Origin of the sequence: Sphingopyxis sp. PET50 (genome assembly GCF_025244705.1) — a bacterium.
Lineage (GTDB): Bacteria > Pseudomonadota > Alphaproteobacteria > Sphingomonadales > Sphingomonadaceae > Sphingopyxis.
The window spans coordinates 2320085-2334395 of record NZ_CP104207.1; the positions used below are offsets into that span (position 1 = coordinate 2320085).

Genomic DNA, 14311 nt, shown 5'->3' on the forward strand with positions numbered 1-14311 from the left:
CGGTGATGACGAGCATGTGCTGCAGCACGATCTTGCGCCCCGTATCCTCGATCACGCGGACGACCTCGTTGCCGCCCGAACGCTTGGGTTCGAGCACCTCGTAATCGGGGTCCCAGCGCGTCGATTCCTGCATGTTGAAGCTGACGCGGTAATTGCCCGCCATCGCGAGGATGTCGGCGCGGTCCTGTTCGAAATTGGCCGCCGCGGCCTCGGCGGCGATCGGCGGGTGAGCATGCGCCACGACGGGTAGCGCCACGCCGAGCAGCAACAGGCCGACGGCGATCTGGCGATAGGTCTTCATCGGTGCAGTCCTTTTTCCGGTTCAGAAGCGAAAGCTCAGCGACACGCTCGCGTTGCGGCCGGGCTGGGTATAGGCATCGGCACTCGCGCGGCGGAACGAGGGTCACGGGCACCGTCGCCGGCGTCGACGACACCAGCGCCAGACCGCGCACATCGCTCCACCAGCTGTATTTCTTGTCCAGAATGTTGAACACGCCCGCGCGCAGCGTGAGCCCGTCGGCCAGACGCGCAAAGGCGGTCGCATCGAGAATGGTAAAGCCATCCGGACGGAAGCATTCGGGGGTGCAGATACCCTCGGCCCGCGACGCTTCCTTGCGCGCGCTGTGCGTCAGGATGATCTGGCCACCGAAGCGCCGGGCGCGTTCGCGATAGCCGACACCGGCCACGAGTTTGAGCGGGTCGATCGTCGACAGCGAGCTGCGCGCGCCGGTCGGGTCGATGACATCGCCCTTCGCATAGGATAGGGCGAGCGCCGTATAGAGGCCGGACGACGCTCGCCCCTCGAAACGCGCCTCGGCCCCCTTGACCCGGACACGATCGAGATTGATGAATTGATAGACGGCGGGGTCGGCGGGCGTGAAGCTGCCGCTGACCACCTCCTGGCTGATGAAATCCTTGTAGCGCGACGTGAAGGCGGTGACGTCGAGGCTGACATGGTCGCTCGAAAAGCGCACCCCGCCCTCAAAGCTTTCGCTGCGTTCGGGGCCAAGGTCGGGGTTCGGCACCGACGTATAGCCAAAGGCCAGATTCTCGAAGAACTGGTTGACCTGTCCGGGCTCGGGCGCCTTGAAGCCCGTCGCATAATTGGCGAACAGCCGCACCTGGTCGGTGACCTTCCACACCGCGCCGAATTTCGGCGAAACGCGCGAGCCGTCCTGTCCGGCTCCGGCAAAGACGGGAAGCAGCGGATCGTTGCGCGGCGACAGATCGTACCAGTCGAAGCGCAGCGCCGGATAAAGGGTCAGCGCCCCATCGGCGATTCCGATCTCGTCACCGACGAACAGGCTAGGCGCGGGTGAAATCGGTGGTCGGGAAGGCGCGGGTCGGGAACACTTCGCCCGCCGGGGGGATGGTCCCGTCGCGCAAGCCCCGCTGGCGCGTCTTGCTGATGTCGCCGCCAAAGACCAGCCGATGGCTGATCGCGCCGGTCGCGAACTCGGCGCGGGCATCGGCGGCGGCGCCGATCACGCGGTTCTCGAAGGTGTTGAGGCGGGTGCGGTCGGCGGCGGGGTTGCGGTCCTCCTCGGTGTACTGATTGTCCTCGCCGTCCTGCCAGTAGAGCGCGATGCGGGCGAAATCGATCGCCCCCTCGCCTTCCCAGCTCCAGTCGAGCGACACCCGCTTGCGCTCGCCGCTGTCAAAGCCCTCGAGCCGGTCGACGCTGGCGCTGAGCCCGGTCAGGCCATTGGTGTAGAGATCGGTATCGAGATATTCGCCCGTGAGGCGCAGCTTGTGGCCATTGGCGGGATCATAGACGATCCGCGCCAGCGCGGCGTTCGAGCGTCCATCCTGCGGGTTGGGCCTGGTCCGCGCCGCGCCAGCCCCGCCGACCGTTCCCTTGTTGTCGAGTTCCTTGTAATCGCGGCGCGTGTAGGCCGCCATGACCGACCAGTCGCCGCTGCGCCCGGCGACGATGGCGGTTTCGCTGAATTCCTCGTCGGCGCTGCTGTAGGCGGCGCGGACGAGGCCGCCGACCGGCTTGCCGCCGGTCAGGAAATCGGCGGGGTCGCTGGTGATGAAGCTGACCGCGCCCGCAAGGCCGTCGCTGCCATAGAGCGCCGACGACGGGCCGCGCAGGATTTCGACCGACTTTACCAGACCGAGATCGACATAGTCGCCGCGTCCCGCCGCCTGCGCGCCGAAGCTGAAGCCGTCGGGAACGCGCACGCCGTCGACCTGGATCAGCACGCGGTTGCCGCCGATGCCGCGGATGTTGAAGCTGTCGTTGCCGGCGCGGCCGGTCGCGCCAAGCGCGGCGGTGAAGCGCGCGGGCTGACGCTGGACGCTGACGCCGGGTTCGAAGCGGACGAGGTCGCGGATGTCGGTCGCGAGTTCGTTCGCGATCTGCTCTTCGGTGATCAGCGACACGGTCAGCGGCGCATCCTCGGCCTTCACCTCGGTGCGCGTCGCGGTGACGACGATCTGGTTCTTGCGCGCCGCCCAATATTCGCCGTCGTCGTCCTGCGCCATCGCGGGCTGCGCGATCGCGGCGAGCGCGATACCCAGCGCGGTGCCGGCAGCGAGGCGGGAGACGGACGGCGAACCCTGGATAGTCAAATTTCTTCCCCTTTGTAGATTGCGACTGACTCGCAATAGCGGCGCCATAAGCAGGGGTGAGGCGGCGGTCAAGTTTTATGATAATGCGAATCGTTTGCTTGAACGGCGCACAAACCTCGCTCGCCGACGGCACCACCGCAGCCCTGAGCCTGTCGAAGGGCGCTTCTCGCAGATAGGCGCCCTTCGACAGGCTCAGGGCTGCGGTGAGATGATTCCCGCATTGCCCTCGCCTCCGCCGCACGGCATGATGGCGGCGGGGGGACAGGAGCGATGGCGGCAGAGGTCTTCATCAGCTATTCGTCGAAGGACCGCACCGTCGCGAACATGGTGTGTGCTCTGCTGGAAGAGCGCGGGCATCGCTGCTGGATCGCGCCGCGCGACATATTGCCCGGCACCGAATGGGGCGAAGCGATCATCACCGGGCTGAAAGGCGCGCAGGTCTTTGTGCTGGTGTTTTCGCGCCATGCGAACACGTCGCCGCAGATCCTGCGCGAGGTCGAGCGCGCGGTCCATTTGGGACTGCCGATCATCCCATTCCGCATCGAGGATGTCGTCCCCGAACGCAGCCTCGAATATTTCATGAGCGTGCCGCACTGGCTCGACGCGCTGTCGCCGCCGGTCGAGGATCATATCGCGCGGCTGGGCGATGTGGTGAGCCAACTGGTGTCCGGCGTCGCCGACGCGCGCGAATATCGGTCCGCCAAGCCGCAGGGCGCGGCGAAACTGAGCTGGAACAATGCGCTGGTTCGCGCCGGCACCGGCGGCGCGGTGCTGGCGCTGCTGCTGCTCGCCGCCTGGCTCGGCGGTCTCGCCCCGCCCGCCTCGCCGGTCGGCTGGCTGGCGCCGCTGATCGCGCTTGCCATACCCGCGGGGGTGATCGGCAGCGGACAGGCGAGATGGTGGACCGCGCGCGCCGTGCAGGGCGTGCTGCTCGCGCTGCTCGTCGCGGCGGCGGCGACCTATGGCTGGGCGCACAGCAGCTATGTGATCGAGGGCGAACAGGGCGCGCCGCTGGTGCGCGGCAGTGAATGCACGCCCGATGCGAAGCTGGTCTACGAAAGCGAATGTCCCGACCTGCCGTCGGACGCGCTGATCGACGCCGCCTATGACGAAGCGGCCTTGTGGACGGCGGGATCGATCGGGCGGGTCAGGCTGACGCTCGGCGGCGCGTGGATGCTCGCAGCGGCGGCCGCGGCCCTGCTCGTCGCGGGCTGGCTCGGCGGCCCGCGGCGATTGAAGCAGGAGGAGTGATATGCGGGTTCCGGGGATGATGACGGCGCTGGCGGCACTCGCGCTGCCGATGGGCGCGCAGGCCCAAACGCCGCCCGATGCCGCCACATTGAAGGCGATCGAGAGCAAGGTGCCGCCGCAAAGCTGGTATCCCGAGGGCTATTACGACGTCCGCATCGCCGCCGAGGCGCAGGTAGCCGAAAGTCCGCGCCCCAAAAAGGACCTGATCTTCGACTGGGGCGACGGCAGCGGCAAACGCTATGACATCGTCGATTGCGGCGCCGAATATTATACCGATGCCGCCGACTACGAACCGGCGATGCTGCGCTATGCGCAGGATGCGGTCGATATTTCGCGCATCCGTTCCGAACTGGAGCAGCTTGGCTATCCGCTTGCCGTCTATGCCGAGCCGCTCGCCGCGCTGGAGCGCGCGCGGGTCGAAGCCGCGGCCAGGCTGTCCGACCGCGATGTGCGGATAATGGCCAGCCTCGAAATGCCCGGCGAGGACGAGCCCTTTCCCGACGAGGGCGGCGATTTCGAACACAGCCCGGAATCCGTGTTCATCGAAGCCGTGGAAGCCGCGCGCAAGAGACTGGCGCCGAAACTGCCGATGGTCGTGTCCGAAGGCGGCTGCGGCGCCGGCGAAGGGGCGCCGGTGATCGTCAGGACCAGCCCGCCGGGCGGCGAGGTGCTGCTCGCCAACGCCTTCGCCTTCAAGGTGTGCACGCGCAAGAAGGCCGACCCCTGGGACCGCTTCGCCTGCAAGTGGAACGAGATCGAGACCGGCGTCGAGAAGCCATTGTCGGGTCGCTATGTCTATCAGGTCAAATGGCCCGACGGCACGGTACGCAAGGGGACACGCGAGATCATCGCCGGCCCCGACGGCGATCCGGCATCGACCGTGACGTTCAGGAAAACGGGGAGCTAGGCCCGTGACATCATGCGTTTCTTAGCAGTCGTCGCGACGCTCGCGCTCGCCGCGCCTAGCCCACGGGCAGGAAGAGCCGCTGCCCGATGCCGATGCCATGCGCGCCATCGAGGCCGCGGTCCCGCCCCAGCCCTGGTACCCCGATGGCTATTACGATGTCCGGATCGCCGCGGAAGCCGAAATGGCCGATGCGCCCGACGCCGGAAAGAAACTGCTCCGCGATCCCCCCGAAACGCCGCAACAGGGTTTCAGGCTTCGGATCGACACCTATCGGATCGACAATTGCTCACCCAGAAAGCTCGATCCCGACCTGGGCGATCCCATCACGCAGCATTATGCCGCGTCCGCGCTGGAAGTCGCGCGGCTCCGGTCGGTTTTCGGACGGATGCAATTCTCGCCGGCGATCTATGCCGACTCCCTGCTGAAATTCGAACGAAGGCTGCTCTCCCGCGACGCCTAGCACCGACACGTCGGAGGCCGATCCCTATGCCGAACTGGCCGCCGCGGTAGAGGCGAACCGGCTTCGCCTTGCTCCCGAACTGCTGGGCGTGACATCGAGCCGGTGCGCCGCGGTCGCTTCGGCGGTACCTCGTCGCGCGATGCCGATGCGAGGCATCGCCGCAGCGCCGTCGCCGACCGGCGTGACGCTGGCGACCGTACCGGCGGCGGGCGAAGTGCTGTTGATCAATGCCTTCGCATTCAAGGTCTGCATGCGCAAGCAGGCCGACCCATGGGACCGTTTCGCCTGCAAATGGAATGAAGTGGAAACCGGCATCGCCAGGCCGCTGTCGGGACGTTTCGTCTATCAGGTGCGCTGGCCCGACGGGACGGTGCGCAAGGGGACGCGCGAGATCATCGCCGGACAGAATGGCGCCGCTGCTTCGACAGTGACGTTCAAGAAAACGGGGAGTTGAACGATGCGCTTGCGGTACGGGGCAAAGCGGGGGCCATGGCTGGCGGCTGCGGCTGCCCTTTTTCTTCCCGTTGCCGCTTACGCACAGGATGACGCCCTGCCGGACCCCGGCGTCATGCGCGCGATCGAGGCGGCGATTCCCCCGCAGAGTTGGTATCCCGATGGCTACCGCGACATCCGCATTGCGGCGGAAGCAACACTCGCGGATCGTCCGCACGGCGGACAGCCCGACACGACCACCGGTTTCGCCAGTTTCGGTTCCGCCGATTTGATCGTTTGCGACCACGATTATTCCGCCGCCGACTGGGGGGACCCGGCCACGACGAGCCTCGGCCGGATCGCGATGGACAGCGCGCGCTTTCGGGCCAAACTGCGACAGCTGGGCTATCCCGAAAATCTATACGACGCGCCGCTGCTCGATTTTGAAAAGGCCAGGCTGGAGCAGGAGGCGAGCCCCGAGACACCGGCGCCCGCAAGCGATCCGCGCTTCGCCCTCGCCGCCGCCATCAACGACAATCGACTGAAGCTGGCACCGGACCTGCCCCCGGTTTCCGCATCGCGCTTTTGCCCGATAGCCGCGCCCGGAGCCAGTTTCGCCTTTCCGATCGCCGGTATACTGGGCGGCGGTGGCGGTGGCGGCGGAAGCCCCGGCGGACCGGCAGCGGTCGTCTTTGCGACCGACCCGCTCAGCCGGGCAGGTATTGCTGACCAGCGCCTTCGCCTTCAATGTTTGCGCGCGCAAGCAGCCCGATCCATGGGATCGCCTGAAATGCCGATGGAATGAAGTCGAAACCGGCATCGAAAATCGCCTGTCCGGCCGTTTCGTCTATCAGGTGCGCTGGCCCGACGGAATCGTGCGCAGGGGAATACGCGATATCCGGTCGTGCAGCCAACGTTGTGACTTTCAAAAAGGCCGGAAGTTAGCTTCCCGGCCCCTCATAGGCTTCGACGATCCGCCCGACGATCGGGTGGCGCACGACGTCGGCGCTGGTGAAGCGGCTGACGTTGATGCCCTCCAACCCTTCGAGCCTTGCCACCGCGTCGGCCAAACCCGAACTCGCTGGGATCGGCAGGTCGACCTGCTTGGGATCGCCGCAGATCACCATGCGGCTGTTCATGCCGAAGCGGGTGAGGAACATCTTCATCTGCGGGATGGTCGTGTTCTGCGCCTCGTCGAGAATGATGAAAGCATCGGCCAGCGTGCGGCCGCGCATGAAGGCCAATGGCGCAATCTCGATCTCGCCGCTCGCGATGCGGCGCTCGACCTGCTCGGCGGGCAGGCAGTCGTGCAGCGCGTCGTAGAGCGGGCGCAGATAGGGATCGACCTTTTCCTTCATGTCGCCGGGGAGGAAGCCGAGCTTCTCGCCCGCCTCGACCGCGGGGCGCGACAGGATCAGGCGCTGGACGCTGCCGGTGATGAGCTGCGCGACCGCCTGCGCGACCGCGAGATAGGTCTTGCCGGTGCCCGCCGGGCCGAGCGCGAAGATCACGTCGTCGCGGGCGAGCGCCTGCATATAGGGGACCTGCGACGGCGCGCGCGGGACGATCGTCTTCTTGCGCGTGCGGATCATCACCGTCGGGGCTTCGTTCGCGTCGTGGCGGATGATGCCGTCGAGCGTCGGCTGCGCCGACATCGCGATCACCCCGTCGACCATGCCGGCATCGACCTCCTGCCCCTTTTCGATGCGGTCGTAGAGATCGGTCAGCACGTCGCGCGCGCGCGCCGCGGCCTCGGCCTCGCCCTCGATCTGCACGCGGTTGCCGCGCGCCGAGATATAGACGCCCAGCCGGTTTTCGATCGCGACCAGATTGCGGTCGAACTCGCCGAACAATATGCCGAGAAGCTGTGTCCTTTCAAACTCGGCCGTCAATCGGACGCGATCGCCGGGTTCGGCGGGCGCTGCGGCGAGTGGGCGTTTGGACATCAAGCCTCCTGCAATTGGCGCACCATCGCGCCCAGACTGTTCGGACCAGCCGAGACGATCTCTACATCGACCATGTCGCCGATAGCCAGCCCCGGCGCGACAAGATGCACCGATTGCAGCCAGGGCGATTTGCCGATCAGCTGGCCGTCGCGCTTTCCCTTGCGTTCCAGGAGCAGGCGCGTCGTCCTGCCAACGGTCGCCTGGTTGAACGCCTGCTGCTGTTCGTTGAGCAGGGCCTGCAACCGCTGGAGCCGGTCGTTCATCACCGCCTCGTCGATCTGGCCTTCCATCGTCGCCGCGGGAGTGCCGGGACGGCGCGAATATTTGAAGCTGTAGGCCATCGCGTAATTGGTCGCGCGGACGATAGCGAGCGTCGCTTCGAAATCGACCTCGGTCTCGCCGGGGAAGCCGACGATGAAGTCGCCCGAGACCGCAATGTCGGGGCGCGCGGCGCGGACGCGTTCGATGACGCGAAGATAGCTGTCGACGCTGTGGCTGCGGTTCATCGCGGCGAGGATGCGGTCGCTGCCCGCCTGAACCGGCAGGTGGAGAAACGGCATCAGCGCCTCGATCTCGCCATGCGCGGCGATCAGCCCGTCGGTCATGTCGTTGGGGTGGCTGGTCGTATAGCGGATGCGCTCCAGCCCGTCGATTTCCGCAAGGTCGCGGATCAGGCCGTCGAGGCCGATCGCCCGCCCCCTGGCGTCCTCGCCATCCCAGGCGTTGACGTTCTGGCCCAGCAAGGTGATCTCGCGCACGCCGCCCTCGACCAGCGCCTGCGCCTCGGCGATCAGGTCGGCGTAGAGGCTGGCTGATCTCGGCGCCGCGGGTGTAGGGCACGACGCAATAGGTGCAGAATTTGTCGCAGCCTTCCTGCACCGTCAGAAAGGCGGTCGGGCGCTGGCCGCCCGCGCGCTTGGGCAAGGCGCCGAATTTCGACATCGCCGGCATGTCGAGGTCGATCGCCTTTTCGCCTTTCGCCGCCTTCGCGATGAGTTCGGGGAGGCGGTGATAGGCCTGCGGGCCGACGACGACGTCGACGCTCGGGGCGCGGCGCGCGATTTCGGCGCCCTCGGCCTGCGCGACGCAGCCCGCGACCGCGATCGTCGGCGTGCTGCCATCCTCGCGCTTCAGTCGGCCGATGTCCGAATAGACCTTCTCCGCCGCCTTTTCGCGGATGTGGCAGGTGTTGAGTACGACCAGATCGGCGTCGGCGCCGTCGGCCGCGGGCACATAACCCTCGGCACCCAGCATCTCGGCCATGCGTTCACCGTCATAGACGTTCATCTGGCAGCCGAAGGATTTGACGTGGAAGGTCTTGGCAGGCGGGGTAGCGGTCATGCGGCCCCGATAGAGCAAGGAAACACGGAATTGAAGGAGATTCGGCCCGTCATGCGGCGGGCTGTTCCGCTTCGTAGCGCACCGGCGCAACATCGTGCGGAAAGCGCCGCAGCGGCTTGCCGAGCGCGGCGACCAGCGCTTCCTCGATCCGGCGGCGCGCCTCGGCCGTGATCGCCTTGCGGCCGGGATGGTCTGCGGGGTTGAAGGGTTCGAGGAAATGGATGTGCAGCGGAAAATGGCCCGGCCGCGCGAGCACCCGCTTGGCGTTGTCGATCCCCGCCTCCACCCCGATCCATCCGATCCATTCGGCAAGCGCGCCATAATCGAGCATCACCGGCTGAACGAGCACGCCCGGCGGCGGCGGGTCGAGCACGTGCATCATCGAGCTTTTGAACGGCAGCAGCGACTGGCCGTCGGTCGTCGTCCCCTCCGGAAAGACGGTCACCGACCAATTGTCGGCGAGCGCCTCGCGCAGCAGGTTGATCTGGTCGGCGACCCCGCCGCGATCCTCGCGGCTGACGAAGACCGTGCGGTTGAGACGGCAGAGCCAGCCGATCACCGGAACCGAGCCGAGTTCGGCCTTGGCGACGAAGGCGGTGCCGCTGGCGCCCGCAAGCGACAATATGTCGACCCAACTGACGTGGTTCGAGATGAAGAAGACGTCGCGGCGCTGCGGCGTGCCATGCTTGACCACGCGCGCGCCGAGCGACGCGTGCCGCGAGGAACAGGAACAGCTTCGGAAAGGGCGAGCCGTAACGGACGAGCCGGAACAGATAATGAAGAGGCACGAGGATCAGCAGCGCCAGCACGAGCAGGGTCGCGCGCCACGCGATGCGCGCCTTGCCGCGCAGCGAGATCGGCAGGGGATGGCCCGCCGCAATCGCGGCGCGCTCTGCAGCCGGGTCAATCCTTGCGGTCGAGCCGGACGCCATAAAGCTCCATGCGGTGATCGACGAGGCGGAAACCCAGGCGTTCGGCGATGACTTTCTGCAGCGCCTCGAGCTCGGGATCGACGAATTCGATCACCTTGCCGGTCTCGACATCGATCAGATGGTCGTGATGCGCCTCGGGCGCCGCTTCGTATCGCGAGCGGCCGTCGCCGAAATCGTGACGGTCGAGAATGCCTGCCTCTTCGAACAAACGCACCGTGCGATAGACGGTCGCGATCGAGATGCCGCTGTCGACCTGCGACGCGCGCTCGTAGAGGGTTTCGACGTCGGGATGATCCTCGCTATCGGAGATCACGCGCGCGATGATACGGCGCTGTTCGGTGATGCGCAGCCCCTTTTCGTGGCACAGGGCTTCGAGGTCGATGGTACCGGACATGCGGGCCTTTCCTGCAAGATGCAGCCGTGTCTTTCGTTCTGCGATCTGTATAGGCACGGCCCGCGCATAGGACAAGGGCGGCGCCCCGCGGCGCCGCCCCATCAGCCCGGCCGGGTGATCGTCCGATGCGCGTCAGGCAACCTTCTTGCGCTTGCGCCCACCGCCACGGCCCTTGGTGCCAAGGCCGATTTCCTTGGCCAGCGCGCGGCGCTTTTCGGCATAATTGGGGGCGACCATCGGATAGTCGGCGGGCAGGCCCCATTTGGCGCGATAATCGTCGGGGGTCATGCCGTAATGCGTCATCAGATGGCGGCGAAGCATCTTGAGCTTCTTGCCGTCCTCGAGGCAGACGATGAAGTCGGGCTTGACCGACGTGCGGATCGACACGGCGGGGACGAGCTTCTCTTCCTCCACCGGCGCGTTGCCGAGACCTGAGAGCGCGGCATGAACATTGTTGATCAGCATCGAAAGATCGGAAATCGCAACGCTGTTGTTGCTGACATGAGCCGCGACAATATCAGCGGTCAGGGTGACCAGCATTTCGCTGGTATCGGCTTGATCCGACATGGGACAAATTCCTTATTCGAGTTACCCAGAAGATGGACGATTTTTATTCAAACTCTTCTTCATCCGGCGGCGATAGTGCCATTTTGGCAGCATCTCCGCAAGGTCTGTCACCTAGTTATATCGGTATTGGACGAACGGCGCATCGTAATCGCATCGCGTATCATGCCGTCTCCACCCCGATAATAGTCCTTGCGCTTAGCCGCATTCCGAAAAGCCGCTGCGCTCATAGAGATGAACCGCATCATTGTCAGCGCGCATTTCGAGGAAATACTCCTCGGCCCCTTCGGCGGTCGCCCATGATTGCCAATCGGCCATCAGCGCCATGCCGATCCCGCGTCCGCGCCACGCCGGATCGACCGCAAGCAGCAGCAGTTCGCTTTCGGGACCCGCGACCCGTGCCGCCGAAAAGCCACACGGGGTCTCGCCGTCCCGGGCGAGGCATATGCGCGCCGAGGGCAGCGCGAACAGGGTGAGCAGCTGGGCGCGGCTCCACGCCTCGCCATAAGCGGGATCGAAGGCGGCATCCATGACGCGCATGACGGCCGCGAGATCGGCAACGCGCGCCGTGGCGAGGCGAATTTCGCCGGTCATGCGGACGCCACCATCGGCTTCGCATCGGGCGCGCGGCCGTAGGCCGGGCTGGGGCCGGCAAAGATCGCAGTGGCGGGCAGCGCCGCGAAAGCCCGGGCATCGGGCAGCATCGGCACAGCGGTTCCGGATCCGCGCCGTTCGACAAAGGCTTCGGCGCGGTTGCCGACCACCAGCGTGTCGGCGAGCCGCACCGCCGCGTCGGGGAGGAGCGACCGGACATCGGCGCGCGGCGACAGGTCGGCGGCGAAAGGCTGGACGAACCATTGCCCGTGCCCGCCCTCCATCACGACCAGCGCGCCGTCCGCCGCGGCGATCGTGTCCGCCGCACCGGCCGCGACGAGCGCCAGGGTCGAAAAACCATAGGCCGGCACCTGCCAGCCGAGCGCCAGCGCGCGCGCCGCGGCGACGCCGATGCGCACCCCGGCGAAGCTTCCCGGGCCGCACCCGACGAAGATCGCGTCGGCCCGCCCGCCATCCGCGAGCTCGGCGATCAGCGGCACCAGCCGCTCGGCATGACCGCGCCCGATGACCTCATGACGAAAATCCACCAGGCGCGCACCGTCGAACAGCGCGACCGAACAGGCCTCGCTGGCGGAGTCGATGACGAGCCTTCGGCCGTCAGGCGATGCGGTTGAAGCGCTCAAAACCGGGGCGCGGGCTGCGCTCGAAGATGGTCGCGGGGTCGCCATAGCCGAGCGTCGAGATGAAATTGCTCTTCACGCTCGGCTGGTCGGCGAAGAAGGCCGCATCGACCGCCGCATTGTCGAACCCCGACATCGGACCGCTATCGAGCCCCAGCGCGCGCGCGGCGAGGATAAAATAGGCGCCTTGCAGGCTCGAATTGCGGAACGCCGTGGCGTGAGCCAGTTCTGCATTGGTGTTGAACCAGCTCTTCGCATCGGCGTGCGGGAAAAGCTCGGGCAGATTTTCGTAGAATTCCAGGTCCATGCCGATGATCGCGGTGACCGGCGCCTTGCGGATCTTGTCGCCGTTGGCAGGCAGCGCGAGCGTCGCCAGCTTTTCCTTCGCCGCGGCGCTCGTCACCCAGATGATGCGCGCCGAGCAGGCAGTTGGCACTCGTCGGGCCGAACTTCATCAGGTCCCAGATCGCGTGCAGCTGTTCCTCGCCGACCGGTTTGTCGACATAGCCGTTATAGGTGCGCGCGGTGCGGAACAGCTGGTCGAGGGCGGCGTCGGAAAGCGGCTCGCTCATCGGGTCAATTCTCCTGATTGTCGGTGGGTCAGACGGCGTGAACGGCCGTCACTTCGGGCACATAATGTTTGAGCAGCGATTCGATACCGTTCTTCAGCGTCGCGGTCGACGACGGACAGCCGGCGCAGGCGCCCTGCATCTTGAGGTACACATTACCCTTGTCGAAGCCGCGATAGATGATGTCGCCGCCGTCGTTGGCGACGGCCGGGCGAACCCGTGTTTCGATGAGGTCCTTGATCTGGTCGATGATGTCGGCGTCGGCAGGGTCGTCGGCGAAATCGGCCGCATCCTCGCCCGGTACGCTGATCCCGGCGGCGGTGCCGGGGTTGAACAGCGGCATCTGGCCCAGGAAATGGTCCATGACGATGCCGAGCACGTCGGGCTTGAGGTCGCTCCAGTTGACGCCGGGCGCCGCGGTGACCGAGACGAATTCGCGGCCGAAGAACACGCCGGTCACGTCGCCGAGCGCGAACAGCGCGGCGGCCAGCGGCGAGGCTTCGGCCTCTTCGGGGCTGGCGAAGTCGCGGGTGCCCGTTTCCATCACCGGCTGGCCCGGCAGGAATTTGAGCGTCGCGGGGTTGGGCGTCGATTCGGTTTCGATCAGCATGGGGCGCATGTGGGGCGCGATCGGGCTTTGTGCAAGCCGACAAAGATGCGCTAGACACGAAAAATGCGCCATTTCTCCCATTTCGCCGCGATCGACTGGTCGGGCGCGCGCGGACCGCGCCAGCGCGGGATCGCGTTGGCTGTCGCCAGCGGAACGGCGGCGCCCATGCTGGTCCGGCCGGGGCATATCTGGTCGCGCGCCGAGATATTGGACTGGCTCGAAGATATCGCCGGGTCGGAGGCCGACATGCTGATAGGCTTCGATTTTTCGGCGGCTTTCGCGTTCGAGGATCGCGGCGCCTATTTTCCCGGCTGGCCGGACAGCCCGTGCGACCTGCCTGGCCTGTGGGCGCTGGTCGAGCGGCTGACCGCCGCCGATCCGCATTTCGAGGTCGCCACTTTTCTGGCGCATGCGGAGGCGCGGCGCCATTTCCGTCATGGCCGAGGCGATGTCGGCGACCTGTTCGAGCCGGGTGCCGGGCGATTGCGTGTCGTCGAGCATCACCAGCGCGCGACGCGGCAGGCGGCCAGCGTCAGCAATTTCAACCTCGTCGGCGCGGCGCAGGTCGGCAAGGCGAGCCTTGCGGGCATGCGCCTGCTCCACCGGCTGCGCAGCCGCGTGCCGCTCTGGCCGCTCGACCCGGTGCCGGCAGCCGGGCCGTTGCTCGTCGAAATCTACACCGGACTTGCCGCCCGCGCCGCCGGCGTCCCGTCGGGACGCAGCAAGATCCGCGACGGCATCGCGCTCGACGCGGCGCTGGCGGCGCTCGCATCGCCACCCGTGGCGCACATCGGCCCGATCAGCGACCATGCCGCAGACGCGCTGCTGACCGCCGCGTGGCTCCGCGCTTTCGCGGGAAAACGCGCCCTCTGGTCTCCGGCCCCGCTGACCGAAAGCCTCGCCCGAACCGAAGGCTGGACCTTTGGCATCATTTGAAGCAAAGGGCCGAAAGGCGCCGGCTTAGCTCAGTTGGTAGAGCAACCGCCTTGTAAGCGGTAGGTCGTCAGTTCGAGTCTGACAGCTCGGCACCATTCGGCCCTCCCAACGGAGCTCGGCTTTCTCTCGGCAGCCTCCGGAAGGGCCAGGCGGTCCC

The 14311-nt window shown here is 66.5% G+C and carries 13 protein-coding genes, 1 tRNA gene and 5 pseudogenes; 7 read left to right on the top strand and 12 right to left on the bottom strand.

All coding sequences use genetic code 11. The features are described 5' to 3' along the window. Position 1: 1 nt before the first annotated feature. From N0A20_RS20750 to N0A20_RS20190, 3 genes and pseudogenes are all read right to left on the bottom strand, one after another. A pseudogene (locus N0A20_RS20750) lies at positions 2 to 301 on the bottom strand (DUF6607 family protein); the annotation flags it as partial. A 241-nt stretch (positions 302 to 542) separates the two neighbouring features. Then, positions 543 to 1421: pseudogene (locus tag N0A20_RS20185) on the bottom strand (TonB-dependent receptor domain-containing protein); the annotation flags it as partial. Beyond that, positions 1306 to 2577, bottom strand: a complete 1272-nt coding sequence (locus tag N0A20_RS20190; protein WP_312846536.1) for a TonB-dependent receptor plug domain-containing protein — start codon at positions 2575 to 2577, stop codon at positions 1306 to 1308. The gene N0A20_RS20190 and the pseudogene N0A20_RS20185, both read right to left, overlap by 116 nt. Before the next feature lie 270 nt (positions 2578 to 2847). On the opposite strand from N0A20_RS20190, the gene N0A20_RS12230 reads away from it, so the two are divergent. The 5 genes from N0A20_RS12230 to N0A20_RS12250 all read left to right on the top strand — a co-directional run bounded on the left by N0A20_RS12230 (position 2848) and on the right by N0A20_RS12250 (position 6432). Next, positions 2848 to 3828 (top strand): toll/interleukin-1 receptor domain-containing protein, encoded by a 981-nt coding sequence (locus tag N0A20_RS12230; protein ID WP_260580650.1) that lies wholly within the window; start codon positions 2848 to 2850, stop codon positions 3826 to 3828. Between the two features lies 1 nt (position 3829). Beyond that, positions 3830 to 4735 (top strand): hypothetical protein, encoded by a 906-nt coding sequence (locus tag N0A20_RS12235; protein ID WP_260580651.1) that lies wholly within the window; start codon positions 3830 to 3832, stop codon positions 4733 to 4735. A 97-nt stretch (positions 4736 to 4832) separates the two neighbouring features. Further along, positions 4833 to 5195: a hypothetical protein gene (locus N0A20_RS12240; RefSeq protein ID WP_260580652.1), complete on the top strand. Its 363-nt coding sequence runs from the start codon at positions 4833 to 4835 to the stop codon at positions 5193 to 5195. A 181-nt stretch (positions 5196 to 5376) separates the two neighbouring features. Next, complete coding sequence (locus tag N0A20_RS12245; RefSeq protein WP_260580653.1) at positions 5377 to 5649, top strand: hypothetical protein; 273 nt, start codon at positions 5377 to 5379, stop codon at positions 5647 to 5649. 114 nt (positions 5650 to 5763) lie between these two features. Beyond that, the gene (locus N0A20_RS12250; RefSeq protein WP_260580654.1) at positions 5764 to 6432 is read left to right on the top strand and encodes a hypothetical protein; all 669 of its coding nucleotides are present in this window, start codon (positions 5764 to 5766) and stop codon (positions 6430 to 6432) included. 136 nt (positions 6433 to 6568) lie between these two features. On the opposite strand, the gene N0A20_RS12255 is transcribed toward N0A20_RS12250, so the two are convergent. The 9 genes and pseudogenes from N0A20_RS12255 to N0A20_RS12295 form a co-directional block, all read right to left on the bottom strand. Beyond that, entirely contained in the window at positions 6569 to 7573 is a 1005-nt protein-coding gene (locus N0A20_RS12255) for a PhoH family protein (RefSeq protein ID WP_260580655.1), read from the bottom strand. Continuing rightward, positions 7573 to 8914, bottom strand: a pseudogene (gene miaB / locus N0A20_RS12260) (tRNA (N6-isopentenyl adenosine(37)-C2)-methylthiotransferase MiaB). The gene N0A20_RS12255 and the pseudogene miaB overlap by 1 nt, the downstream one beginning before the upstream one ends. Before the next feature lie 49 nt (positions 8915 to 8963). Then, a pseudogene (locus N0A20_RS12265) lies at positions 8964 to 9846 on the bottom strand (lysophospholipid acyltransferase family protein). Beyond that, positions 9818 to 10240 (bottom strand): Fur family transcriptional regulator, encoded by a 423-nt coding sequence (locus N0A20_RS12270; RefSeq protein ID WP_260580656.1) that lies wholly within the window; start codon positions 10238 to 10240, stop codon positions 9818 to 9820. The pseudogene N0A20_RS12265 and the gene N0A20_RS12270 overlap by 29 nt, the downstream one beginning before the upstream one ends. Before the next feature lie 132 nt (positions 10241 to 10372). Beyond that, on the bottom strand, positions 10373 to 10807 hold the full coding sequence (locus N0A20_RS12275) for a MucR family transcriptional regulator (RefSeq protein ID WP_260580657.1): 435 nt from the start codon (positions 10805 to 10807) through the stop codon (positions 10373 to 10375). A 195-nt stretch (positions 10808 to 11002) separates the two neighbouring features. Then, complete coding sequence (locus N0A20_RS12280) at positions 11003 to 11398, bottom strand: GNAT family N-acetyltransferase (protein ID WP_260580658.1); 396 nt, start codon at positions 11396 to 11398, stop codon at positions 11003 to 11005. Then, positions 11395 to 11946, bottom strand: a complete 552-nt coding sequence (gene tsaB, locus N0A20_RS12285; protein WP_409574682.1) for a tRNA (adenosine(37)-N6)-threonylcarbamoyltransferase complex dimerization subunit type 1 TsaB — start codon at positions 11944 to 11946, stop codon at positions 11395 to 11397. The genes N0A20_RS12280 and tsaB overlap by 4 nt, the downstream gene beginning before the upstream one ends. A gap of 70 nt (positions 11947 to 12016) precedes the next feature. Next, a pseudogene (locus N0A20_RS12290) lies at positions 12017 to 12611 on the bottom strand (malonic semialdehyde reductase). A 28-nt stretch (positions 12612 to 12639) separates the two neighbouring features. Further along, positions 12640 to 13218, bottom strand: coding sequence for a NifU family protein (locus tag N0A20_RS12295; RefSeq protein ID WP_260583910.1), 579 nt, complete (start codon positions 13216 to 13218; stop codon positions 12640 to 12642). Between the two features lie 63 nt (positions 13219 to 13281). Between N0A20_RS12295 and N0A20_RS12300 the strand changes: the two genes are divergently transcribed. Then, a complete protein-coding gene (locus tag N0A20_RS12300; RefSeq protein WP_260580660.1) occupies positions 13282 to 14154 on the top strand; it encodes a hypothetical protein in 873 nt (290 codons plus the stop codon). Positions 14155 to 14172: 18 nt separating this feature from the next. Then, a tRNA-Thr gene (locus N0A20_RS12305) sits at positions 14173 to 14249 on the top strand. Positions 14250 to 14311: the final 62 nt, after the last annotated feature.

Coding starts and splice junctions, on each gene's coding strand:
- N0A20_RS12230 (WP_260580650.1), top strand. CDS start 2,848: ATGGCGGCAGAGGTCTTCATCAGCTATTCGTCGAAGGACCGCACCGTC.
- N0A20_RS12255 (WP_260580655.1), bottom strand. CDS start 7,573: ATGTCCAAACGCCCACTCGCCGCAGCGCCCGCCGAACCCGGCGATCGC.
- N0A20_RS12235 (WP_260580651.1), top strand. CDS start 3,830: ATGCGGGTTCCGGGGATGATGACGGCGCTGGCGGCACTCGCGCTGCCG.
- N0A20_RS12300 (WP_260580660.1), top strand. CDS start 13,282: ATGCGCCATTTCTCCCATTTCGCCGCGATCGACTGGTCGGGCGCGCGC.
- N0A20_RS12250 (WP_260580654.1), top strand. CDS start 5,764: ATGCGCGCGATCGAGGCGGCGATTCCCCCGCAGAGTTGGTATCCCGAT.
- N0A20_RS12275 (WP_260580657.1), bottom strand. CDS start 10,807: ATGTCGGATCAAGCCGATACCAGCGAAATGCTGGTCACCCTGACCGCT.
- N0A20_RS12295 (WP_260583910.1), bottom strand. CDS start 13,218: ATGCTGATCGAAACCGAATCGACGCCCAACCCCGCGACGCTCAAATTC.
- N0A20_RS12270 (WP_260580656.1), bottom strand. CDS start 10,240: ATGTCCGGTACCATCGACCTCGAAGCCCTGTGCCACGAAAAGGGGCTG.
- N0A20_RS12240 (WP_260580652.1), top strand. CDS start 4,833: ATGCGCGCCATCGAGGCCGCGGTCCCGCCCCAGCCCTGGTACCCCGAT.
- N0A20_RS12280 (WP_260580658.1), bottom strand. CDS start 11,398: ATGACCGGCGAAATTCGCCTCGCCACGGCGCGCGTTGCCGATCTCGCG.